Annotated in this window: 18 protein-coding genes and 1 tRNA gene; 9 read left to right on the forward strand and 10 right to left on the reverse strand. The window is 71.4% G+C overall.

Annotated elements, in window-relative coordinates; all coding sequences use genetic code 11:
* Nucleotides 1-123: 123 nt before the first annotated feature.
* Both MM438_RS13675 and MM438_RS13680 read left to right on the forward strand, forming a co-directional pair.
* Nucleotides 124-1,869 carry an ABC transporter ATP-binding protein gene (locus MM438_RS13675; RefSeq protein WP_241453624.1) on the forward strand — a complete coding sequence of 582 codons (1,746 nt, stop codon included), beginning with the start codon at nt 124-126 and terminating at the stop codon, nt 1,867-1,869.
* Entirely contained in the window at nt 1,862-3,631 is a 1,770-nt protein-coding gene (locus tag MM438_RS13680) for an ABC transporter ATP-binding protein (RefSeq protein WP_241453625.1), read from the forward strand. The genes MM438_RS13675 and MM438_RS13680 overlap by 8 nt, the downstream gene beginning before the upstream one ends.
* A 652-nt stretch (nt 3,632-4,283) precedes the next feature.
* Here MM438_RS13680 and MM438_RS13685 read toward each other — a convergent pair.
* Nucleotides 4,284-4,937: a TenA family protein gene (locus MM438_RS13685; protein WP_241453626.1), complete on the reverse strand. Its 654-nt coding sequence runs from the start codon at nt 4,935-4,937 to the stop codon at nt 4,284-4,286.
* A gap of 72 nt (nt 4,938-5,009) precedes the next feature.
* Between MM438_RS13685 and MM438_RS13690 the strand changes: the two genes are divergently transcribed.
* The gene (locus tag MM438_RS13690) at nt 5,010-5,918 is read left to right on the forward strand and encodes an HNH endonuclease (protein ID WP_241453629.1); all 909 of its coding nucleotides are present in this window, start codon (nt 5,010-5,012) and stop codon (nt 5,916-5,918) included.
* A gap of 69 nt (nt 5,919-5,987) precedes the next feature.
* On the opposite strand, the gene MM438_RS13695 is transcribed toward MM438_RS13690, so the two are convergent.
* The 5 genes from MM438_RS13695 to MM438_RS13715 all read right to left on the reverse strand — a co-directional run bounded on the left by MM438_RS13695 (nt 5,988) and on the right by MM438_RS13715 (nt 10,546).
* Nucleotides 5,988-6,485 (reverse strand): lamin tail domain-containing protein, encoded by a 498-nt coding sequence (locus tag MM438_RS13695; protein ID WP_241453631.1) that lies wholly within the window; start codon nt 6,483-6,485, stop codon nt 5,988-5,990.
* 121 nt (nt 6,486-6,606) lie between these two features.
* Nucleotides 6,607-7,827, reverse strand: a complete 1,221-nt coding sequence (locus MM438_RS13700) for a sensor histidine kinase (protein WP_241453634.1) — start codon at nt 7,825-7,827, stop codon at nt 6,607-6,609.
* 18 nt (nt 7,828-7,845) lie between these two features.
* On the reverse strand, nt 7,846-8,505 hold the full coding sequence (locus MM438_RS13705) for a LuxR C-terminal-related transcriptional regulator (protein ID WP_241453638.1): 660 nt from the start codon (nt 8,503-8,505) through the stop codon (nt 7,846-7,848).
* 243 nt (nt 8,506-8,748) lie between these two features.
* Entirely contained in the window at nt 8,749-9,957 is a 1,209-nt protein-coding gene (locus MM438_RS13710; protein WP_241453487.1) for an IS110 family RNA-guided transposase, read from the reverse strand.
* A 503-nt stretch (nt 9,958-10,460) separates the two neighbouring features.
* Nucleotides 10,461-10,546, reverse strand: a tRNA-Leu gene (locus MM438_RS13715).
* A 154-nt stretch (nt 10,547-10,700) separates the two neighbouring features.
* On the opposite strand from MM438_RS13715, the gene MM438_RS13720 reads away from it, so the two are divergent.
* From MM438_RS13720 to pknB, 6 genes are read left to right on the forward strand one after another with little or no spacing between them, the layout of a single operon-like run.
* Nucleotides 10,701-11,852, forward strand: a complete 1,152-nt coding sequence (locus MM438_RS13720; protein WP_241453641.1) for an FhaA domain-containing protein — start codon at nt 10,701-10,703, stop codon at nt 11,850-11,852.
* A gap of 8 nt (nt 11,853-11,860) precedes the next feature.
* Nucleotides 11,861-12,328, forward strand: coding sequence for an FHA domain-containing protein FhaB/FipA (locus MM438_RS13725; protein WP_241453643.1), 468 nt, complete (start codon nt 11,861-11,863; stop codon nt 12,326-12,328).
* A gap of 5 nt (nt 12,329-12,333) precedes the next feature.
* Nucleotides 12,334-13,728 carry a PP2C family protein-serine/threonine phosphatase gene (locus tag MM438_RS13730; protein WP_241453925.1) on the forward strand — a complete coding sequence of 465 codons (1,395 nt, stop codon included), beginning with the start codon at nt 12,334-12,336 and terminating at the stop codon, nt 13,726-13,728.
* Nucleotides 13,725-15,092 (forward strand): FtsW/RodA/SpoVE family cell cycle protein, encoded by a 1,368-nt coding sequence (locus tag MM438_RS13735; RefSeq protein ID WP_241453644.1) that lies wholly within the window; start codon nt 13,725-13,727, stop codon nt 15,090-15,092. Before MM438_RS13730 ends, MM438_RS13735 begins: the two co-directional genes overlap by 4 nt.
* On the forward strand, nt 15,089-16,558 hold the full coding sequence (locus MM438_RS13740; protein WP_241453647.1) for a peptidoglycan D,D-transpeptidase FtsI family protein: 1,470 nt from the start codon (nt 15,089-15,091) through the stop codon (nt 16,556-16,558). The genes MM438_RS13735 and MM438_RS13740 overlap by 4 nt, the downstream gene beginning before the upstream one ends.
* A complete protein-coding gene (pknB, locus tag MM438_RS13745) occupies nt 16,555-18,360 on the forward strand; it encodes a Stk1 family PASTA domain-containing Ser/Thr kinase (RefSeq protein WP_241453649.1) in 1,806 nt (601 codons plus the stop codon). The genes MM438_RS13740 and pknB overlap by 4 nt, the downstream gene beginning before the upstream one ends.
* 262 nt (nt 18,361-18,622) lie before the next feature.
* Here the strand turns inward: pknB and MM438_RS13750 are convergent, their stop codons facing one another.
* The 4 genes from MM438_RS13750 to MM438_RS13765 are packed head-to-tail and all read right to left on the reverse strand — an operon-like array spanning nt 18,623 to nt 20,897.
* Nucleotides 18,623-19,246, reverse strand: coding sequence for an aminodeoxychorismate/anthranilate synthase component II (locus tag MM438_RS13750; protein ID WP_241453651.1), 624 nt, complete (start codon nt 19,244-19,246; stop codon nt 18,623-18,625).
* Nucleotides 19,247-19,294: 48 nt separating this feature from the next.
* On the reverse strand, nt 19,295-19,459 hold the full coding sequence (locus MM438_RS13755; RefSeq protein WP_241453653.1) for a hypothetical protein: 165 nt from the start codon (nt 19,457-19,459) through the stop codon (nt 19,295-19,297).
* On the reverse strand, nt 19,459-20,127 hold the full coding sequence (locus MM438_RS13760) for a class E sortase (protein ID WP_338155561.1): 669 nt from the start codon (nt 20,125-20,127) through the stop codon (nt 19,459-19,461). The genes MM438_RS13755 and MM438_RS13760 overlap by 1 nt, the downstream gene beginning before the upstream one ends.
* Complete coding sequence (locus MM438_RS13765; RefSeq protein ID WP_241453657.1) at nt 20,124-20,897, reverse strand: DUF881 domain-containing protein; 774 nt, start codon at nt 20,895-20,897, stop codon at nt 20,124-20,126. The genes MM438_RS13760 and MM438_RS13765 overlap by 4 nt, the downstream gene beginning before the upstream one ends.
* Nucleotides 20,898-20,922 lie beyond the last annotated feature (25 nt).

The following is a 20,922-nucleotide window of genomic DNA, read 5'->3' on the forward strand; positions in this document are numbered from 1 at the left end:
CCCCGAGCCATCTCCCTGGCCACTCACGTGGACCTCCTCGGACCTAGGCGCTCATGATGTGAATATCATTATCATATGCTTAGGTGAGGCTAACCTGATAGTCGGAGCTGAGGAGATGAGTCGATGACGGAACAGGCACGGACCCCGCACCAGGCGGGGCAGGCCGCTCTGGGGGAGCTGCTCGCCCCGGTCAGAGGGCAGCTCCTCGCCGCCCGGGTCCTGGGAGGGCTCTCGGCCCTGCTGGCCATCGCCCCCTACGTCGCGCTCGTGGAGCTCGGCCGTGTCCTCCTCGACGGAAGCCCGGACCCGGCCCGGGTCGAGACGGTGACCCGCTGGCTGGTCGCCACCTTCCTCACCCAGCTCTTCGTCCACTTCCTGGCGCTGACGGTCTGCCACTTCGCCGACCTGCGACTGGCCAGGCACATCAGGGCAGGGCTCGTCGACCATCTCTCCCGGGCACCGCTGTCGTGGTTCACCGCCGGCAACTCCGGGCGGGTGCGCAAGGCCGTGCAGGACGACATCAAGACCCTGCACCACCTGATCGCGCATGCTCCCGTGGACACCACCATGGCCGTGGTGACTCCCGTGGGTCTCGTGGCCTACGCCTTCGTCGTGGACTGGCGGCTCGGCCTGCTGTCGATCGCGACCCTGCCCGCCTACGTCGGCCTGCAGCTGATCAGCATGAAGGGGATGGGCGAGAAGACTGCGGCCATGGACCAGCGGCTGTCGGAGGTCTCCGCGACGCTGATCGAGTTCTGCGACGGGATAGAGGTCGTCCGGGCCTTCGGCAGGGCAGGAGAGGCCCACGACCGGTTCCGCCACGCGTCAGGTCGGTTCGTGGAGTTCTTCCTGGCCTGGGTGCAGCCGCTGATGCGCGTCTCGGCCTTGTCCGAGGCGCTCGTCAGCACGTCCGTGCTGCTCTTCGTCAACTCCGCCGTCGGTGCGCTCCTGGTGCGGTCCGGTCAGGTGCAGGTGATCGACCTGCTGACGACGACCCTCATCTCGCTGGTGGTGCCGGGCACCGTCCTGGTGCTCGGCAGCTCGGCCTGGTCGTACCAGCTGGCCGGATCCGCCGCACTGCGCATCCGGGAGCTGCTCGACACCCCCGCCCTGACCGATCCGGGCGTCGGGGACGGGACGCCCAGGCCGCAGGACGCCACGGTCGAGCTCGACCGGGTGTGCTTCAGCTATCCCGGGTCGACGGCGGAGGGCGCAGCACTCACCGACGTGACGGCGACGCTGCCGCAGGGGTCGGTCACGGCGCTCGTCGGCCCGTCGGGCTCCGGGAAGTCCACCCTGGCCACCATGGTCGCGCGATTCCACGACCCCACCTCCGGCTCCATCCGCATCGGAGGCGTGGACATCCGCGAGATCCCCGACGTCTACGAGCACGTCGCCTTCGTCCTGCAGAATCCGCAGCTCCCCGACATACCGATCCGGGAGATCGTGCGTCTCGCCCGACCTGATGCCGACGACGAGGCCGTCGTCGACGCCGCGAGGCGAGCTCGCATCTGGGACGACATCGCCGCGCTCCCGGAGGGCCTCGACTCCCGGGCCCAGCTGTCCGGAGGACAGCGCCAGCGGATCGCCATCGCCCAGACCATCCTCGCCGACCGTCCCGTGGTGATCCTCGACGAGGCCACCACGGCGACCGACCCGGACGTCGAGGCCGAGATCCAGGCCGCCCTCAGCGAGCTGGCGGTCGGCCGCACCGTGCTCGTCATCGCGCACAGCCCCGAGTCCGTCCTCGGGGCCGACCAGGTGATCGCCCTGGACCGGGGCAAGGTCGCCTGCGTGCTCGACCATCCCTCCCGGGAGGACCTCACCCGCCTCATGTCCTACGACCTTTCGGAGATGCCGCATGTCTGACCCGCACAGCTCTGGAGTCCCGACCTGGCGTGATCCGCTCCTCCTGCAGGCCCTGCACCCGCACCTGAGTCCCGAGGGCCGACGGGCCCAGCGGACGTTCCTGGTGAAGTGTGCTCTCGGCGGAGTCCTGGACGGCACGGCGGTGTCGCTGCTGATGCCCCTGTCCTCGGCACTGGCGCAGGACCGACCCGTGGGTCCCCTGATCGCGCTCCTGGGGGCCGTCGCGCTGGGGGCCGGCCTGCTGCGATATCTCTCCGCACGATCCGGCTACCTCACCGCCGTCGACTACCTGAACCACTCCAACGAGCGACTCGGACGCTGCCTCGCACAGCTGCCGCTGGGATGGTTCTCCCACGACCGAACCGCCGTGCTCGCGCGATTCGTGGCCCGGGACAGCGTCCTGGTCGCCGAGACCGCCGCGCAGCTGACCGGTCAGATCGTCACCCACGCGGTCGCGCTGGTGACCATGGTGGTGGGGACGCTCCTGTGGAATCCCCGCATCGGGCTGGGACTCGCCGCCCTCGCACCGATCATCGCGATCGTCCTGGTCCTGGCCCAGAGCGTGCTGCGGCGCTCCAGCACGATCAGCATCCCCAGCGAGGACGAGCTGGCGCACCGGCTGGTCGAGTTCGCCGCCTGCCAGCCCATGCTCCGCGCTGCGGGCCGGTCGACGCGCTTCGCACCCCTGGAGGAGGCCGCCCGCGACAACGACCGCGCCCGGCTGAAGGAGATGTGGCTCAGCATCCTGCCGATCATGATGAACGGCACGGCCCTCCAGCTGCTGGTCGTGACCGCGATCACGCTGGTGGTCCACGGCTCCCTGGGGGCCGTGACGACCGTCGTGTTCATCGGGCTCCTGCTGCGCTATGCCCGCACCCTCGAGCAGCTCGGCCAGCTGACCCTCGACCTGAACCCGGTCCGCCGGCCGCTGCAGCACCTGAACGCGGTCTGCTCCACCCCGTCGCTGCCCGAGCCGCCGAGCTCGGCGCCCCACCGGGGCCATACCCTGGAGCTGGAGCACGTGACGTTCGGCTACGACTCGGGCCGCCCCGTGGTTCGCGACATCTCGTTCACCGTCCCCGAGCGGACCATGACGGCTGTCGTCGGACCGTCCGGCTCCGGCAAGACGACGATCGCGCGCCTCGTCGCGAGGTTCTGGGACGTCGATGCCGGCACCGTGCGCCTCGGTGGGACCGACGTCCGTGACCTGCGCCATGCCGACCTGATGGCCCAGATGTCCATGGTCTTCCAGGACGTGTACCTCTACGACGACACGGTGCTGGAGAACATCCGGGTCGCCCGCCCCGACGCCAACGACGCAGAGGTCAAGGCTATCGCCGACCTCGCGGGCGTGACCCCGATCGCGGAGAGGATCGGCTGGGACGCCCGGGTCGGCGAGGGCGGCCGGGCACTGTCCGGTGGTGAGCGGCAGCGGGTGTCGATCGCCCGCGCCCTCCTCAAGCGAGCCCCCGTCGTCCTCTTCGACGAGGCCACCTCGGCCCTGGACGCCGAGAACGAGCAGAACGTCCTCGCCGCCGTGCAGCAGCTTCGCGCCTCCTCGACCTTCCTCGTCATCGCCCACAAGCTCGACACCGTGCGGGACGCCGACCAGATCGTCGTGCTGGACGAGGACGGCCACGTCGCCGAGGTGGGCACCCATGACGAGCTCCATGCCGCCCAGGGGGCCTATCGCCGCTTCTGGGATCGCCGTGAGGCCGCCGTCGGATGGCAGCTGGCGAGCGGGGACCCGCAGGGCTCGTGATGCGCGAGACGACGCTGGCGGCCTGTCACCCGGTCGAGGCGATGCGCCCCTTCCTGACGGTCGACCGGTTGGACGACGCCCAGCGCGCCCGGTGGGCCCGGCTGCGACGACGCCGTGACCGGGACGCCTTCGTCGCCGCTCGAGTCCTGGCGAGCCTGCTCTGGAGCTGTCTGCGTGGACGCCCGGCACACGAGTGCCGGCTGGAGCAGCGATGCCAGGAGTGCGGCGGCCCCCACGGTCGGCCCCACGTTCGCGACGATCCCGACGTCGCCGTCGCCTGGAGCCACTCAGGCGGTCTGGCGGCAGCGATCGTCGGCCCAGGACCGGTCGCGGTCGACGTGGAGACAGGTCTCCCCCCGGTCGAGCTGACCGGAGGACCTGGTCCGTCGGACAGCGCCCGCCGCTGGACGACCGCGGAGTGCTGGACCAAGGCCGGATACACGGATCTGGCCGAGGCCCTGCACCACCTCCGTCGGGGGACCGTCCCGAGCGCGCCCCGGGGGCTGCCGTCGCTGTCCGAGCTCCAGCACCGGTCCTGGACGCCGGCACCGGTCGAGCCATCCCCGCCCCACAGCGCCCTCTGCCTCCTGTCCCGCACCCCGACGCGCCTCGTGGCTGCCGTGCGGGTGCCCGCCGGCTCGCGGCACACGGCTCAGCGCTGGTAGGCCGCCTCGAAGAACGCCAGCTCGCAGGACACCGCCCGCCGGAAGGCCGCCTCCACCGCCGCGCGTTCGGCCTCGTCCTCGGGCACGTCGTCGTCGAGCTCGGCCCGCAGCCACTCCACCCACCCGCGGAAGTCGCGCCCCCGGTGCAGGTCGACCCAGCCGACGTGCTCGGGTCGCGTGGCGGTCATCGGCTCGTCGTCGGCGCGCTCGGCCCAGTCGCGGTCGAGCCACTCGGCGACGAGCAGCACCGCCACCACCTGGGCGTAGCTGCGGGAGTCGTTGGCGTCGCGCATGACCCGGTCGAAGGCGCGCGTCGCCTCGGTGAGCTGTGGTGCGGTGCGGTCCTGCTCGCCGACGCCGAGGGCGTCGAAGGAGTCGGCGAAGTAGGTGTCCTCGTCGCCGGCGAACACGCCGAGCTGGCGGGCGTACCGCAGGCGGCTGGGCAGATCCGGCGCGGTCGCGCAGGCCTGGCCGAGCAGCGCCACGAAGGCGTCGCAGAACTGGTAGTCCTGCACGAGGTAGCGGGCGAGCACGTCGTCCGCGACGGTGCCGGCGAGCAGCTCGTCGACGAAGCGGTGCTGCGTGGCCGCAGTCCACTCGTCACGGACGGACTCGCGCAGGGACTGGCTCCAGCTGGTCATGCCCCCACCGTATGCCGCCCCGAATCTCTGAGTCGGCGAGCTGGCCAACCCATCTCGTGCCAAGCTCGGGTCATGTGGTCCCACGAGGAGGACGCCGCCCTGCGCGTCGAAGCCATGCAGTGGCTCGCAGTCCGCACCCATGACGGAGAGCGAGTGCTGTCCACGGAAGAAATCGAGGAATTCCGCTTCCGGGGTGAGCCCTTCAAGCTGCGGGACCGGCAACGGGGCATCCGCAAGCCCAAGGAGCTCGGGTCTGCCTTGTCGATCACGACGGTATGGCGGCCGGAGGGCGCCGCCCGCCCCTACGAGGACGACCTCGGCTCAGATGGTCTGGTTCGGTACAAATGGCGAGGGGACGATCCAGACCACGCGGAGAACCGAGCCCTGCGCGCCGCGATGCGAGATCAACACCCGCTCATCTGGTTCTGGGGTGTGGGTACCGCGCTTTACAAGCCCATCTTTCCGATTTTCCTCGTGGACGAGGAGCCGACCCACCACCAGTTCGTGGTGGCCCTGGACGGTATGCAGCACCTACGACCTTCCGAGTCCCCTGTCGAGGAGATTCTCCGCCGCTACCTGCGATTCGAGACCACGAGACGGCTCCATCAACCGGTCTTTCGCAGCATGGTGATGCGAGCTTACGAGAATCATTGCGCCGTCTGCTCCTTGCGCCACCCCGTGCTCCTCGACGCGGCTCACATCGTCGAGGACAAGCACGAGCTCGGGGCCGCTTCTCTGCGGAACGGTTTATCATTGTGCAAGATCCATCACGCCGCTTACGACAGCGGGATCTTGGGGGTGACACCGGACTTCCGTGTGCAAATCCGAGCAGATATTCTCGATGAAGTCGATGGCCCATTGCTGGAGTACGGCCTCAAAGGGCTGCACGGCGACGAGCTGAGGTTCCTTCCCAGGCTCAAGCGCGAGCGGCCTGACCCCCACCTGTTGCAGATCCACTTCGAAAAGTTCCTTGCCGGCTGACGGAGGTCACTTCAGCCTGCCTTGAGGTGTGGGTGCGGCGGCGCCGAGCGGAGGCGCCGCCGCACGACGTCAGCAGTTGACGTAGCCCGCGGCGTTCTTCTTGTACGTGCAGACGTCCAGCCGCACGCTCTTGGGCGACAGCAAGGTGGCGGTCTCGCCGGTGTTGTTCCACACGTGCCAGCCCTGGTTCCAGTAGAAGCGACCCTTGCCGTTGGTCCCCCGCCCGCTGTAGACGGTCACGACGCCACGCGCCGGGATCACGGCGCCCCTCGGGAAGACGTAGCGGTGGCCGTAGGCGTCGCGCAGCACGTAGCCCGCGACGCCGAGAGCCTTGGCAGAGGTGTTGCGCACCTGGATCCACTCGCCGTTGACGTTGGCCTTGGTGTCCTTGACCTTGGTGCCGCCGGCGTCGGCCTGGAACCGGCCGAGCTGCAGCGGTGACGTGGCGGCCTCCGCGGCGGCGGCCGGAGCGAGCAGGAGCCCGGCGGCGACGAGGGCGGACAGAGCGGGTGCAGGACGATGTGCAGACATGGTGTTCCCCCGGATGTTCTTGTATGAGAACAACATCCGATCACTCACACGCCGCACGCGCCACCCCAGGGCCCCCGTCCGCGCCGGGTTTGCGCCCGGGTGGGCGGGACGGCGGAGCACAGACCTGGACAAGGGGCGCAGGACGGCGCGGGTGAGGTCAGCAGGCCCCCGCCATGGTCACCGTGCATCCCTCGCCCGGCGCGCTCGCCACGTGGGACCGGACCCCCTGGGCCGCCAGGTTGTCGTGCACCAGCGCCCGCAGCCCGTGCCCCGGCACCACCCGGTTCACGTCGAAGCCGCGCCCGTCGTCCCGCACCGTGACCTCCCAGCCGCCCCCGCAGGCGTCCGCGTGCACCACGACCAGGGCTGCGCCCGCGTGCTCGCGCACGTTGTGCAGGCAGGTCGCCACGGCCTGGGTGATCGCCGCGGCGACCGGGGGAGCGAGCACGACGCTCTCGGCGAGGTCCACCGCCAGCTCGATCGGCAGGTCGGCGAAGCCCTCCGCCGCGGCCCGCACCGCTCCGGCGAGGGTCGGGTCGCCGGGACCCGCGGAGCCGTCGGACGACCCGCCGACGGACGCGGGGGTGCGCACCGTGCGGGTGTCCGACATGAACGTCCGCAGCCGGACCGCCTCCGTCGCGGCCTGCTGTCGCAGCGCGGACAGCGCCTGCGGGGGAGTGTCCGGGTCGGCGATCATCCGCAGGATCGCCGCGGGGTCGTGCACCACGAGCCGCGCCCGGTCGAGGGCCGCCAGCTCACCCGCGCGGGCGGCCTCGCGCACCGCGACCGCTCGCAGGGTGTCGGTCTCCCTGGCGAGCGCCCGCCAGTTGGAGGCCACCACCCAGGTCGCGCAGGTGAAGCCCGTCCACATGGCTGCGTTGCTCAGCACCAGGGGAGCGGGCGCCCTGTTGAGCCCGAAGGCCACGAGCAGGTAGATGCCGATCATGGTGACCGCGCCGAGCAGGTCCAGCCGTCGGCGCGCCCATAGCCCCACGGTGGTGCACGCGTTGCCGCACAGCCCGGCCGCCCACAGCAGTCCCACGCCGGGGTCGCCGGGATCAGCCGGTGGCGTGACGAGGCCCAGTCCCAGGACGGAGACGGCGACGATCGAGGCGTCGGTGATCCAGCACAGCCGCGCGGGCATGATGCGCAGCACCAGCAGGCGCACGGTCAGCACGAGGGTCGTCCCGAAGGTCACCACCACGAGCGTGGCGTAGGCCGGCCTGTTGGTGGTCACCGCCCACCCCACCGACACGCTGAAGCAGGAGGCCGCCAGCACGGCCAACCGCGTCGCCGCCGCCCCCAGGGCCAGCAACCCCTCGACCCTGTCTCCCGACGCGCGCTCCGGGGACAGCACGTCGTCCCGCACCTCGGTCACGCTCGGAGCCTAGTCCCATCACTCCCCCTCCAACAGGTCGCCGGGACCGATCCCGAGCTGCCGCTCCAGGTCGGCCGGGGTGGCGCCCTCGAGGTAGGCCGCGAACTTCGCCGACGCGGCCGCCAGGTGCTCCCGGGCCACCGACTCGGTGATGAAGAGCCGCCGCGCGATCGACGACCAGGACTCGCCCCTCGCGCGCGCCGTCAGGACCTGCCGCTGCCGCGCCGTGAGCTGGGGCGTCCCCCCGCGACGGTCGACGAGCTCGGCCAGCCCGACGAGGGACTGCGTGATCACGGTCTCGCCGGCCGCGACCCGGGCGAAGGCGTCGGCGACCACCTCGGCGGGGTCGGACTTGTGCACGACCCCGTGCGCCCCCGCCCGCAGGCACTGCGCGAGCACGAACCTGCGCCGCTCGTCGCTGTAGAGGCACACCCGATAACCCATTCCCACCACCGCACGCACCGCCGCCGCCCCCTGGAGGCGCCCGTGCGGGTCGTCACCCACCAGCCGCAGGTCCAGGGCCACCACGTCCGTGACCGGCCGCTGCGCGGCGAGCGACTCCACGTCCGGGAGCGTCGCCACGAAGTCCAGCCGGGGGAGCATCACCGGCAGCCCCACCCGGATCGCCACCGAGTCGTCGACCAGGACGACCTGCAGGGGCGGGGACGGCGTGCTCACCAGGACATCATGGCGTGACCAGGCCGGAGGCGGCATACCCCCTGTTTCGGGGGTATGCCGCTGACCTGCGGCCGGGCGAGGATCGACGCACCAGGCCGGCAGCCGGGGTGACGCGCACGACGCTGGGGGGCGACGGAGCGTGTCGGTGGGTGAGTCTGCCTGGTGCGGGGGCCGAGGTGCTGGCGCGGATGGGGGGCGCCAGCACCTCTCCCCGGCCTGCGGGGGGTGTCCCTATGGGGTTCGTCAAGCCGCGGTAGCGGCCGTCGGGGCTTGGTAGGTGGTGCCGTCTCTGAGCATGGCGTAGAGAACGTCGCAGCGTCGGCGGGCCAGGCAGATGAGGGCGGCGTTGTGCTTCTTGCCTTGGGCTCGTTTGCGGTCGTAGTAGGCGCGGCTGGTGGGGTCGGACAGGGCTGCGAAGGCGGACAGGAACAGCGCGCGTTTGAGGTTCTTGTTGCCTGACCTGGAGGGGTGCTCGCCGCGGATGCTGGACCCGGATCGACGTGTGACGGGGGCGAGGCCTGCGTAGGCGGCGAGGTGCCCGGCTGTGGGGAAGGCGCTGCCGTCGCCGACCTCGAGCAAGATCCTTGCGGCGGTCCTGACACCGACGCCGGGCATCGAGGTCAGGACCGGGGCAAGAGGGTGGGCATCAAGGATCTCCTCGACCTGCGCCGCGACGGTCGCGCGTTGCTCGAGCAGGTCGGCGAGCTGGGAAGCCAGCTTCGGGATGACGAGCTCGGCCGCGCGGGTGCCGGGCACGGTCACGGTCTGGGCGTCCAGGGCGGTCATGACCTCGTCGACGATCCGATCGTAGGAGCGCGGCGCGCGGGGCTTGGCCACGCTCGTCAGCCGCCGCCGACCGGCCGTGCGTAGCCCGGCGGGTCCGCCGAACCTGGTCAGGAGCTCGAGGACAGCCTTGTGGTGCAGTCGGGGTCCGAGGGCTCGTTCCAGGGCTGGGTGGATCTGGGTGAGCAGGCCGTGCAGGCGGTTGGTGACGCGGGTGACCTCACCGGCCAGGTCGTCGTCGTACCCGACGATGACTTCCAAGTCGGCCAGGGCGTCGTCGTTCATGTCCACGCGCCGCAGGGTGTGGGGCATGGTGCGGGCCGCGTCGGCGATGACGTACGCGTCGCGGGCGTCGGTCTTCGCTGCGCCGGGGTGTAGGTCCGCGATGCGGCGCATCGCCAGGCCCGGCAGGTACGCCACGTCGACCCCGACGGCGCGGGCGACCGCGACCGGCAGGGCCCCGATCGAGGCGGGCTGGTCCACCACGACCAGGACCGGGCCGTGCGTGGACAGGTGCTCGTAGAGGGCGCGCAGCTTGGTCTCGTCTTGCGGTAGCGCCTTGTCGTGCAGCCGTTTTCCGGACGGGTCCAGGGCGGTGGCGTGGTGAGTTTCCTTGCCGACGTCCAACCCCAGGTAGACCGCGTAGGTGCGGTCGGGTAGCCCGTGCATCCTGTCCTCCTCGTTGACCGACGGACTCATGATCCGCTGGCCACAGGTCGGGCGTCAGCAGCCGGCAGCCACGTTACGAAGAGACCTCCCGAGCGCGGGGGCCGTGTCCCTATCAGCGGTCACACCGACGCCACCAAGCCCGGCGACAACACCCCCCGGATCATGCGCGACAGGGGCAAAGAGTCATACCAGACCTGGTGACCAGCACCCCCATCACCGAGGGCACGAAGAAGGTAACGGGCAGGTCTCTAGGGGGTGTCGGCCGGCAGGGGCCGACCTCCTTGGACCTCGGACGGACGCAGTCGTATGCCGGAGGACGGCACCCGAGCCCCCGCCGACCCTGCCGCCGGTCCCGCGCGCACCGCCGTCGCCCCTCTCCCCGCCGTCGCGTGCTCCGCCACCGGCCCCGGACGCGACAGCCGACGCCGGACGACCGCACATCGCCATACGACCTCCAAGAGACGACGAGGGCCCCGGATCAGATCCGGGGCCCTCGTCGTGTCTGGTGGGCAAGGGGGGACTTGAACCCCCACGTCCTTGCGGACACTGGCACCTGAAGCCAGCGCGTCTGCCATTCCGCCACTTGCCCGTGGCTGCTCGGGTGCGACCCCGTGCGACACCCTATCTTGCCCCACAGGAGCCTCAGTCACCAAACCGAGACCGTGCAGGCCGCTCACCTCCAGGAACCTGCCACCGTCCCCGGTTACGATGCCCAGGAACTGCGACGTGACGGAGGTGGGCCTGTGGGACTGTTCGACAACCTGGAGAACAAGCTGTCGTCGATGGTCAACGGCGCTTTCGCCAAGGCCTTCAAGTCGAGCGTGCAGCCGGTCGAGATCGCCAGCGCGATCCGCACGGCCATGGACGACAAGGCAGCGGTGGTGGGCCGGGGCCGCACCATCGTCCCCAACCTTTACACGGTGCAGCTCAGCTCCGCGGACTACGCGCAGCTGTCGTCGTACGCCGAGGGACTGACCGACGAGCTCGTGGCCGCGGCCGAGGAGCACGCGGAGTCCCAGCGCTATCACCCCGCCGGGCCGCTGCGGGTGGTGCTCAGCCAGGACCTGCAGCTCGAGACCGGCGTGTTCAAGCTGCGCCCGGCGAGCGCCAAGGACCCCTTCACCCGGGACGAGCCGGCCCAGGACGCGTACGACGCACCCCGGCACGACCCCTACGACACGCCCCGACACGACCCCTACGACACGCCCCGACACGACCCTTACGATGCACCCCGACACGACCCTTACGATGCACCCCGACACGATCCCTACGATGCACCCCGGCACGATCCTTACGACGACCCGGAGTACGACGTGCCCGCCCCCCGGGCCTCGCCGCAGCAGCGCCACGAGGCACCTCCCCCCGCCGCCAATCCCTATGCCCCCCCTGCCCTGACGGGCCGCGAGGCGGCCTACGGCGCGGGCGCGACCGCGATCCCCTCGGGCGTCGGCGACCGACTCACGGGCGACGACATCGAGGTGATCGACCCCTATGCCCCGAGCCCCTACTCGGCGCGAGATCCCTTCGCACGGGACTCCCACGAGCCCGCCGCCGCGACGTACGTCTACCAGCCGGCCCGCCGTCCCCGCCTGGACCCCACCAAGCGCCCGTGGCTGGACATCGACGGCGACCGCTACCCGCTGCTGGGGGCCATCACCGTGATCGGCCGCGACGGCATCGCCGACATCGTGCTCGACGACCCCGGCATCAGCCGGCGGCACGCGGAGATCCGGGTGACCAGCGAGGGACCGCGCTTCACCGGGTCGATCCAGGACCTCGGCAGCACCAACGGCACCTTCGTGGAAGGCCACCGGATCACCAGCCAGTCGCTGTCGGACGGTGACCGCGTCACGGTCGGACGCACCTCCTTCACCTTCCGCCTCGGCAAGCCCTAAGGACGCCCGTGAGCGAGCTCACCCTCACCATCATCCGGCTCGGACTGCTGGCCGGTTTGTGGTTCTTCGTGCTCAGCCTGGCCGGCGTGCTGCGCCGTGACCTGTACGGCACGCGCGTGGAGCCCAAGTCGTCGGTGCGTCCACGCACCCGCGGCAGCCGTCGACGCGGCGGCGCAGCCGGCAACGAGCCCGACCGGATCGTGGTGACGGAGGGCAGCCTGCGGGGCACGACCCTCACCCTCAAGCCGTCGGGCGTGCTCGTCGGCCGCAACCCGGAGTGCGCACTGATCCTCGACGACGACTTCGCGAGCGGGCGGCACTGCCGTGTCTTCCGCGACGAGCAAGGGTGGAAGGTCGAGGATCTCGGCTCCACCAACGGCACCTACCTCGGTGACGAGCGACTCACCCAGGTCACGCCGGTGCAGCTGGGCACCCAGCTGCGCATCGGCCGCACGGTCCTCGAGCTGCGACGGTGAGCGACATGCCCATGGCTCTGCACTATGCCGCGCGCTCCCACGTCGGCCTGGTCCGCGACTCCAACCAGGACAGCGGATATGCCGGCCCTCACCTCCTCGTCGTGGCCGACGGGATGGGCGGGCATGCCGGCGGCGACGTCGCGAGCTCGACCGCGATCGGGGCCCTCGCGCCCCTCGACGACGACTCCCACGGCTCCCGCGCCCTGCAGCACCTCGAGGACGCCATCGGCACCGCCAACGTCCACCTGCAGGAGATCGCGCAGGAGCAGCCCGAGCTCGCCGGGATGGGGACCACCGTCACCGCCCTGCTGCGCACGGGCAACAAGCTGGCGGTCGCCCACATCGGCGACTCGCGGGCCTACCTGCTGCGCCAGGGCCAGCTGATTCGCATGACGCACGATCACACCTTCGTGCAGTCCCTGGTGGACGAGGGCCGGATCACCGCCGAGGACGCCGAGCACCACCCGCACCGCTCGATGGTGACCCGCGTCCTGACCGGCCACGAGGGCGACGAGCCCGACGTCTCGTGGCGCGAGCTGCACCACGGTGACCGCTATCTCATCTGCAGCGACGGCGTCAGCGGCTTCGTCGCGCAGGACACCATCACCGAGATCATGGCCGACCAGCCCGGCCCCGACGAGGCTGCCGATCGGCTCGTCGACCTGGCCCTGCGCGCCGGCGGCCAGGACAACATCACCGCCATCGTCGCGGACGTGGTCCGCCTGTCCGACGAGGAGGGGCCGTCCACCCAGCCCCAGGTCGTCGGCGCAGCGGCCGCCCGCCAGCTCGACCGCGCGGTCCCCGACACCCCGGCCGCCCGGGCCGCCGCCCTGACCCGCACCGCCACCGGCGCGCCGGAGCTGGCGGCGATGCCCTCCGAGGACACCGCCGCCAGCGGGCGGGGGGCGGTCACCCGGCTCGTGCTCAGCTCCGTGCTCGCCCTCGTCGTGCTGGCGGGCCTCGGCTACGCCGGGTGGCTGTGGACCCAGCAGCAGTGGTTCGTCGCGGCCAAGGGCGACAAGGTCACCGTCTATCGCGGCATCGACCAGCAGGTGGGCCCGCTGTCGCTGTCGACCGTGGACCAGGTCACCGACGTCTCCCTGGCGGACCTGCCCGACTTCTACCGCAACCGCATCACCCAGGGCGTCCCCGCCGCCGGGCGGGACAAGGCCCAGGAGGTCGTCGCCGACATGCGCAACCAGGCCCAGGCCTGCATCCGTGCCAAGGCCGCCGGCCAGACCTGCGGCGACGGCAGCGCGGCCCCCACCACCACACCCACCACCACCGCCGCCCCGACCCCGGCCGGCGCAGGCACCGCCACGGTCACCGTCGTCGTGCCGCCCACCCCGACTGCCCCGGCCAAGGCGCCCGCGGCAGCCACCACGGGGGCGCCCCGATGACCACCGTGTCGTCATACCGCCCTCGGACGGGACGCACCATCGAGCTCGGCCTGATCGTCCTGGCCGTCGGGCTGATCATGCTGGCCTACGCCAACGTCGGCCTCAAGACCGCCGGCGCGCTCCCCACCGACATGCTGACCAACGGCGCCGGCCTGCTCGGCATCGGCGTCGCCTTCAACCTCGCCCTGCGCTGGCGCGCGCCCTACGCCGACCCGCTGCTGGTCCCCATCTCGATCCTGCTCAACGGGCTGGGCCTGGTGATGATCCACCGCATCGACCTGGAGCACACGCGCGACGGCATCCTCGCCCCGCACCAGCTGATGTGGAGCTTCGTGTCGGTGCTGTGCGCGATCGGGCTGCTCGTCTGGCTGCGCGACCACCGCCGGCTGCGGCGCTACACCTACACCTTCATGGCCGCCGGGGCGCTGCTGCTCGTCCTGCCGCTGCTGCCGTTCATCGGGGACCCGCACTACGGCTCGCGGATCTGGATCCGGATCGGCCCCTTCGGCCTGCAGCCCGGCGAGATCGCCAAGATCGTCCTGGCGATCTTCTTCGCGGGCTACCTCGTGCAGACCCGTGACGTGCTGTCCCTGGTGGGACGCCGGGTGCTGGGCTTTCCCCTGCCGCGCGCCCGCGACCTCGGCCCGATCCTGATGGCGTGGGCTTTCAGCCTCTGCATCCTGATCTTCGAGAAGGACCTCGGCTCGTCGCTGCTGTTCTTCGGTCTGTTCGTCGCGGTGCTCTACGTCGCGACCGAGCGGGTCTCCTGGATCGCCCTGGGCCTGCTCATGTTCTGCGGGGGGGCCTACATCGCCTGGCTCCTGTTCGACCACGTCCAGCAGCGCGTCAACCTGTGGTTCGACCCCTTCTACAAGGGGCTGACCCAGGTCGGGATGGGGATCATGGGGATGGCCTCGGGGGGTCTGCTCGGCGCCGGGCTCGGCGGCGGCCACCCGGAGATCACGCCGTTCGCCAAGAGCGACTACATCATCGCCAGCCTCGGTGAGGAGCTCGGTCTCTTCGGTCTCTTCGCGATCCTCGCGCTCTACGCCATCCTCGTCGAGCGCGGGCTGCGCACGGCGGTCGGCGTCCGGGACGGCTTCGGCAAGCTGCTGGCCGCGGGTCTGGCCTTCGGCATGGCGCTGCAGGTCTTCGTCATCGTCGGCGGGCTGACGCGCGTCATCCCGCTGACCGGCCTGACCACGCCCTTCCTGTCGGCGGGTGGCTCCTCACTGATCGCCAACTGGTCCATCGTCGCCCTGCTGCTGCGGATCAGCGACCAGGCGCGCCGCCCGATCGACGAGGGCGACACCGCCGGCATGCCCGCCGCGGCCGAGGTCACCCAGGTGGTGAGCCCGCGATGAACCCGCCCATCCGCAAGCTCGGCGTCGTCGCGGCCTTCCTGTTCACGTGCCTGCTGGTCAGCACCACGTCGATCATGTTCTTCCAGGCCAAGTCCCTGGCCGCCCGCGCCGACAACCGCCGCTCCCTGCTGGCGAGCTACGACCGCGAGCGCGGCCAGATCCTCGTCGGGGGCACCCCCATCGCCAAGTCCGTGGGCACCCCGGACGAGATGAAGTGGGAGCGCACCTATCCCCAGGGCCAGCTCTACGCCCACGTCACCGGGTTCTTCTCCTTCACGTACGGCGCCGGCGGCGGCGTGGAGCGCGCCGAGGACGGCATGCTGTCCGGGACCTCCGACACGCTGTTCTACCGCCGCATCACCGACCTGGTCAGCGGCCGCCAGCCCGCCGGCGCCAGCCTGGAGCTCACCATCGACCCCAAGGTCCAGAAGGCCGCCGACGACGCGCTCGGCGACCAGCGCGGCTCGGTGGTGGCGCTCGACCCGCGCACCGGAGCGATCCTGGCGATGGTCTCGCACCCGACGTACGACCCGGCGCAGCTGTCCAGCCACCGCCTGACCGAGGTCCGCCAGGCCTGGTCCTCGTTCAACTCCGACCCCGGCCAGCCGATGGTCAACCGCGCGATCGCGGGCAACCTCTACCCGCCGGGATCGGTCTTCAAGCTCGTGACCACCGCCGCCGCCCTGAGCTCCGGACGCTACGACGAGCAGACCCGCATCCCGGCGCCACCGCAGCTCAAGCTGCCCCTGTCCACGGTCCCGCTGACCAACTGGCAGAACGGCTCGTGCACCGGCTCCGACACGGTGACCCTGCAGCAGGCGCTCGAGACCTCCTGCAACTCGGCCTTCGGGTCGGTCGGGATCGACCTCGGTGCCCAGGCCCTCGTCGACCAGGCCGCGAAGTTCGGCTTCGGCGACGAGCTGCGGATCCCGATGCGCGTCACCCCGTCGACGGTGCCCGGCACGATGGACAAGGCCCAGTCCGCCCAGGCGGCGATCGGGCAGTACGACGTGCGGGTGACGCCGCTGCAGGTGGCCATGGTCAGCGCCGCGATCGCCAACAAGGGCATCGTCATGAAGCCCTATCTCGTCTCCACCGTGCGCGGCGACGACCTGTCGGTGCTCGACAAGACCAGCCCGGTGCAGCTGTCCAAGGCGATGTCGGCCGAGCAGGCGGGCGTGATCGGCCACATGATGCAGGGCGTCGTCGAGAACGGCACCGGCACCAACGCCCGCATCCCCGGCGTGGCCGTGGGGGGCAAGACCGGCACTGCCCAGCAGGGCAACGGCAAGCCTCCGCACGCGTGGTTCACCGCCGCCGCGCCGCTGGACGCCCCCGACGACAAGCCGCAGGTCGCGGTCGCCGTCGTCGTCGAGGACGGCGGCAGCGCCGGCCGCGAGACCGGTGGCAACAAGGTCGCCGCCCCCATCGCCCGCAAGGTCATCGAGGCGGTGGTCGGCTCATGAACCGGCTCGTGGGCGGTCGCTACGACATCGGCGACGAGATCGGTCGTGGCGGTATGGCGACCGTGCACGCGGCCTACGACACCAGGCTCGGACGCGCCGTCGCGGTCAAGATGCTGCACGCCGGACGCCTCGGCGACCGGACCTTCCAGGGCCGCTTCCGCCGCGAGGCGCACGCCGCGGCGAGCCTGTCCCATCCCAACATCGTCGCGGTCTTCGACTCGGGCGAGGACATCGTCGAGAACGCCGTGGGCGTCACCGAGGTCGTGCCGTACATCGTCATGGAGCTGGTGGAGGGTCACACCCTCAGCCAGCTCATGCACGACCAGGGGCCCTTCTCGCCCGAGGACGCCATGCGCATCGGCGAGCAGATCCTCGCGGGCCTCGGCTACTCCCACGAGCGTGGGATCGTCCACCGGGACGTCAAGCCCGGCAACGTGATGCTGACCGGCGACGGCATGGTCAAGGTCATGGACTTCGGCATCGCCCGGGGAGGCATGGGCCCGGACTCGACGGCGACCATGACCCAGACGCAGGCGGTCATCGGGACGGCGCAGTACCTCTCGCCCGAGCAGGCGCGCGGGCAGGTCGTCGACGGCCGTTCGGACCTGTACTCCGCGGGCTGCCTGCTCTTCGAGCTCGTCACCGGGCGTCCGCCGTTCATCGGGGACTCCCCGCTCGCCATCGCCTACCAGCACGTCGGCGAGGACCCCACGCTGCCGTCGACGCACGACCGCACCATCCCCCGCTCCCTGGACACCGTGATCATGCACGCGCTGATCAAGGACCGGGACCGGCGATACCAGACCGCCGAGGCCTTCGCCGCCGACCTGCGCGCCGCCCGGGAGGGTCGCCCGCTCAGCGAGGACGCCCGCACGACCGCGGCGGCGCTCTTCGATCCCACCGACTCCCTCGATCGCACCGAGACGATCCCCGGCAACACCTCGCACCTGGCGGGAGCCACGGCGGCGGTGCCCGCCATGACCGGGTCCGACCTGGCGCCGGTGCCCGGCCCGAGTCCTGCACTGCCGGGACCCCAGGGCTACCGCACCTCCTCCCAGCCGCCCGTGGCCGAACGCGGCCCCGGGCGCTACATCGCCTGGATCGTCGCGCTGCTGCTGCTCATCGGTCTCGTCGGCTTCGGCGCCTGGCGGGTGCTCAAGCCGCCTGCCAAGCAGGTGGTGCTGGTTACCGTGCCCGACCTGATGGGCGAGACGGAGAAGGTGGCCCAGGCCAAGCTCCGCAGCGTCGGCCTGGTGGGGGACTTCCAGCGCAAGCAGAGCAACGCGGCCAAGGACACGGTGATCGGGCAGAGCCCGGTCGGGGGCAGCCAGCAGGACAAGACCAACGCCGTCGCCATCGTCATCTCGACCGGACCGACCTCCGTGGCGGTGCCCGACGTGCGGAAGTACTCCCAGGGCTCGGCCCGGCAGCGCCTCGTCGACGCCCAGCTGCTGCCCGGCGTCGTGACCAAGGTCGACGACAAGGTGGTCCCCGCCGGGCAGATCGTCGGCACCGAGCCGGCCATCGGCACCACGGTGCCCGTCGGCAGCTCGGTCGGGCTCCAGGTGTCCACCGGGCGGGCCCCGGTGCCCAACGTCGAGGGCCAGGACTACGAGGCAGCCGCCAAGGTCCTGAGCGACGCGGGGTTCCGGCCCGCCCGCAAGGACCGGCCCAGCAGCCAGACTGTCGGCACCGTGCTGGAGCAGGACATCAAGGAGGGCACCCAGCCTCCCGGACCAAGATCACGCTCACGGTGGCCACCGCGCAGCCCGCCCCCCAGCCCACCGCCACGGTCACGGTGACGTCGACCGCGCCAGCCCCGGCCCCGCCGCCGGCGCCCGACAACCCCGGCCCGACCCCGGAGCCCACCCGGACCACCCTGCCGGGGCCCACCCGGACGGGGGGCAACCCGGGGCCGATCCCGCCGACGCCGCTCCCGACCACCGTGTCGAATCCCTGACGAGGCCGGTCGGCGTCGAGGCCCGGCCCCGCTGCTGCGGGGCCGGGCCTCGACGTCGGGACGACAGGTGGTGGGCCTGGGACCGCCGCCGGCTGTGGTCCGCCTCAGCGGGCGACGAGCGGGCTGAGACCCTCGCTCGCGGCGACCGCCGTGGTCGAGCCGCACAGCTCGAGCCAGTTGGCGAGGATCCGGTGGCCGCCTTCGGTGAGCACGCTCTCCGGGTGGAACTGCACGCCGTGGAGCGGCAGCTCGCGATGCCGGACCGCCATGACGATCCCGGTGTCGGTCGCGCCGGTGACCTCGAGCTCGGCGGGCACCGTCTCCGGCTCGATCGTCAGCGAGTGGTAGCGCGTCGCGGTGAAGGGCTCGGGCAGCCCGGCGAGGACCCCACGGCCCTGGTGGTGGACCAGGGAGGTCTTCCCGTGCAGCAGCTCGGGGGCGCGCGACACGGTGGCCCCCAGCACCACCCCGAGCGCCTGGTGCCCCAGGCACACGCCCAGCATCGGCTGCGCGCGGTCGGCGCACGCCCGGATCATGTCCAGCGACACGCCGGCCTCCTCGGGGGTCCCCGGACCCGGGGAGACCAGGACCCCGGCATACGCCTCGGCCTGCTCCGGGGTCACCGCGTCGTTGCGCAGCACCTCGCACCGTGCCCCCAGCTGCTGCAGGTAGCCGACGATGGTGAAGACGAACGAGTCGTAGTTGTCGACGACGAGGATGCGGGTCATGCGGGGCCTCCGGGCGGCGGGGTGGGACAGCCCAGGGTATGCCGGGGGTTACTCCTGCGAGCCCACCGTCTGGTCGTTGAACGGCATGACGTCCGCGAGGGCGGGGAAGACCTGCTGGAAGAGCAGCCACACCACGAGGGCGAGCAGGATCAGGCACAGGAGCACCCGCAGCCAGACGGGGCCGGGGAGGATCCGCCACAGCGCGGCATACATCAGCGGCCTCCAGGGACGGCGAGGTAGGCCTTGGGCGGGCCCTGCTCGTGCGGCACGACCTTCTCCAGCACCCCGTGGACGATCCACCGCTGCTTCGCGGCGTACTTCGGGTGGCAGGCGGTGAGCGTGATGTAGGCCCTGTCCGGCTTCACGCCCGGCCGCTCGGGCATCGGGTCGATCGCCGCGATGTGGCTCGGGTCGACGAGGGTGTGCGGGCCGACCTTGTAGACGTACCACGCCTGGGCGGTCTCGACGACGACCCGGTCGCCCGGCAGCACCCTCTCGATGTCGCGGAAGGGGCCGCCGTAGGTCATGCGGTGGCCGGCGATGGCGAAGTTGCCGATCTGGCCGGGCATCGCGGTGCCCTCGTAGTGCCCGATCCCGCGCCGCAGGACCGCCCGGTCGGTGCCCTCGATCAGCGGCACCCGGTAGTCCGCGCCGAGCGCGGGGATCCGGACGATGGCGAAGGCCTTGCCGTGCGGCACCTTCGCCGGCTCGGAGATCCCCTGGGCGAAGTCCTGGCCAAGCTCGTCCACCAGCTCGGTGTGGGCGGCGTTGGCAGCGACGTCGGTCCAGACCAGCTGCCACCCCACGAAGAGCACGGTGATCACACCAAGCGTGATGAGCAACTCACCCAGAGCGCCGATTATCCCTCGTGCAGTCCTCACTTCCCCACTGTGGCATGGTGCAGGGTCACGGAGCCGTCATATGCCGGAAAGGTCGCCCGGGGTGTCGTGCGGACGTCGTAGCCCAGGCTGACCGCCTCGACGTACTGCCGGAGGATCTGCAGCTGCGGGTCGTCGTCCAGGGCCTTGCGCAGCTTGTCGGGGTCACCCATGGCCTTGATGACGAACGGCGGGGAGTAGACCCGCTTCTGCAGGATCAGGGTGTTGCCGACGCAGCGGACGGTGCTGGTGGCGACCACCCGCTGGTCCTGGATCATCATCGCCTCGGCCCCGCCGCGCCACAGCGCGTTGACGACCGACTGCACGTCCTGCTGGTGGATGACCAGGTCGTCCGGCACGATGTCCGGCCCGAAGGAGTCGATCGAGCGCGGCGAGTCGGTGAGACTGACCTGCACGACCGGGCCGCTCACCGCCTCGAGGCCGGCGGGCCCGGTGAGCCGGGCGGCCTTGTCGGAGAGCTGCTTGAGGGCGGAGCTGCCCGGGGCGTTGCGGGCGGTGAGCGTCTGGACCTCGTGGCGCAGGGCCGCGACCCGCTCCTCCTTGGCCTCGACCGCGTGGTTGCGGGCGGCGACGACGTCGGCCAGGCCCCGGGTGTCCGAGGGCCGCAGCGAGGTGCCCTTGGCGGTCACCGCGCTCGCGGCGAAGAGGAGCCCGGCGAGCATGGCGACCACGGGCACGAGCATCCCCCATGCGCTCGGTCGTCCCCCGAAGAGCACCCGCAGCGTGCGTGCGCGTCGGTCTCGGGCGTCCACCACTGGCCTCCTGGGGCTGGATAAG

Origin of the sequence: Arsenicicoccus dermatophilus (assembly GCF_022568795.1) — a bacterium.
GTDB classification, from domain to species: domain Bacteria; phylum Actinomycetota; class Actinomycetes; order Actinomycetales; family Dermatophilaceae; genus Arsenicicoccus; species Arsenicicoccus dermatophilus.

What these genes read in the sequence shown, in the direction of transcription:
- MM438_RS13675 (WP_241453624.1), top strand. Translation starts at nt 124, where the DNA reads ATGACGGAACAGGCACGGACCCCGCACCAGGCGGGGCAGGCCGCTCTG.
- MM438_RS13680 (WP_241453625.1), top strand. Translation starts at nt 1,862, where the DNA reads ATGTCTGACCCGCACAGCTCTGGAGTCCCGACCTGGCGTGATCCGCTC.
- MM438_RS13685 (WP_241453626.1), bottom strand. Translation starts at nt 4,937, where the DNA reads ATGACCAGCTGGAGCCAGTCCCTGCGCGAGTCCGTCCGTGACGAGTGG.
- MM438_RS13690 (WP_241453629.1), top strand. Translation starts at nt 5,010, where the DNA reads ATGTGGTCCCACGAGGAGGACGCCGCCCTGCGCGTCGAAGCCATGCAG.
- MM438_RS13695 (WP_241453631.1), bottom strand. Translation starts at nt 6,485, where the DNA reads ATGTTGTTCTCATACAAGAACATCCGGGGGAACACCATGTCTGCACAT.
- MM438_RS13710 (WP_241453487.1), bottom strand. Translation starts at nt 9,957, where the DNA reads ATGCACGGGCTACCCGACCGCACCTACGCGGTCTACCTGGGGTTGGAC.
- MM438_RS13730 (WP_241453925.1), top strand. Translation starts at nt 12,334, where the DNA reads ATGCCCATGGCTCTGCACTATGCCGCGCGCTCCCACGTCGGCCTGGTC.
- MM438_RS13735 (WP_241453644.1), top strand. Translation starts at nt 13,725, where the DNA reads ATGACCACCGTGTCGTCATACCGCCCTCGGACGGGACGCACCATCGAG.
- MM438_RS13740 (WP_241453647.1), top strand. Translation starts at nt 15,089, where the DNA reads ATGAACCCGCCCATCCGCAAGCTCGGCGTCGTCGCGGCCTTCCTGTTC.
- pknB (WP_241453649.1), top strand. Translation starts at nt 16,555, where the DNA reads ATGAACCGGCTCGTGGGCGGTCGCTACGACATCGGCGACGAGATCGGT.
- MM438_RS13750 (WP_241453651.1), bottom strand. Translation starts at nt 19,246, where the DNA reads ATGACCCGCATCCTCGTCGTCGACAACTACGACTCGTTCGTCTTCACC.
- MM438_RS13755 (WP_241453653.1), bottom strand. Translation starts at nt 19,459, where the DNA reads ATGTATGCCGCGCTGTGGCGGATCCTCCCCGGCCCCGTCTGGCTGCGG.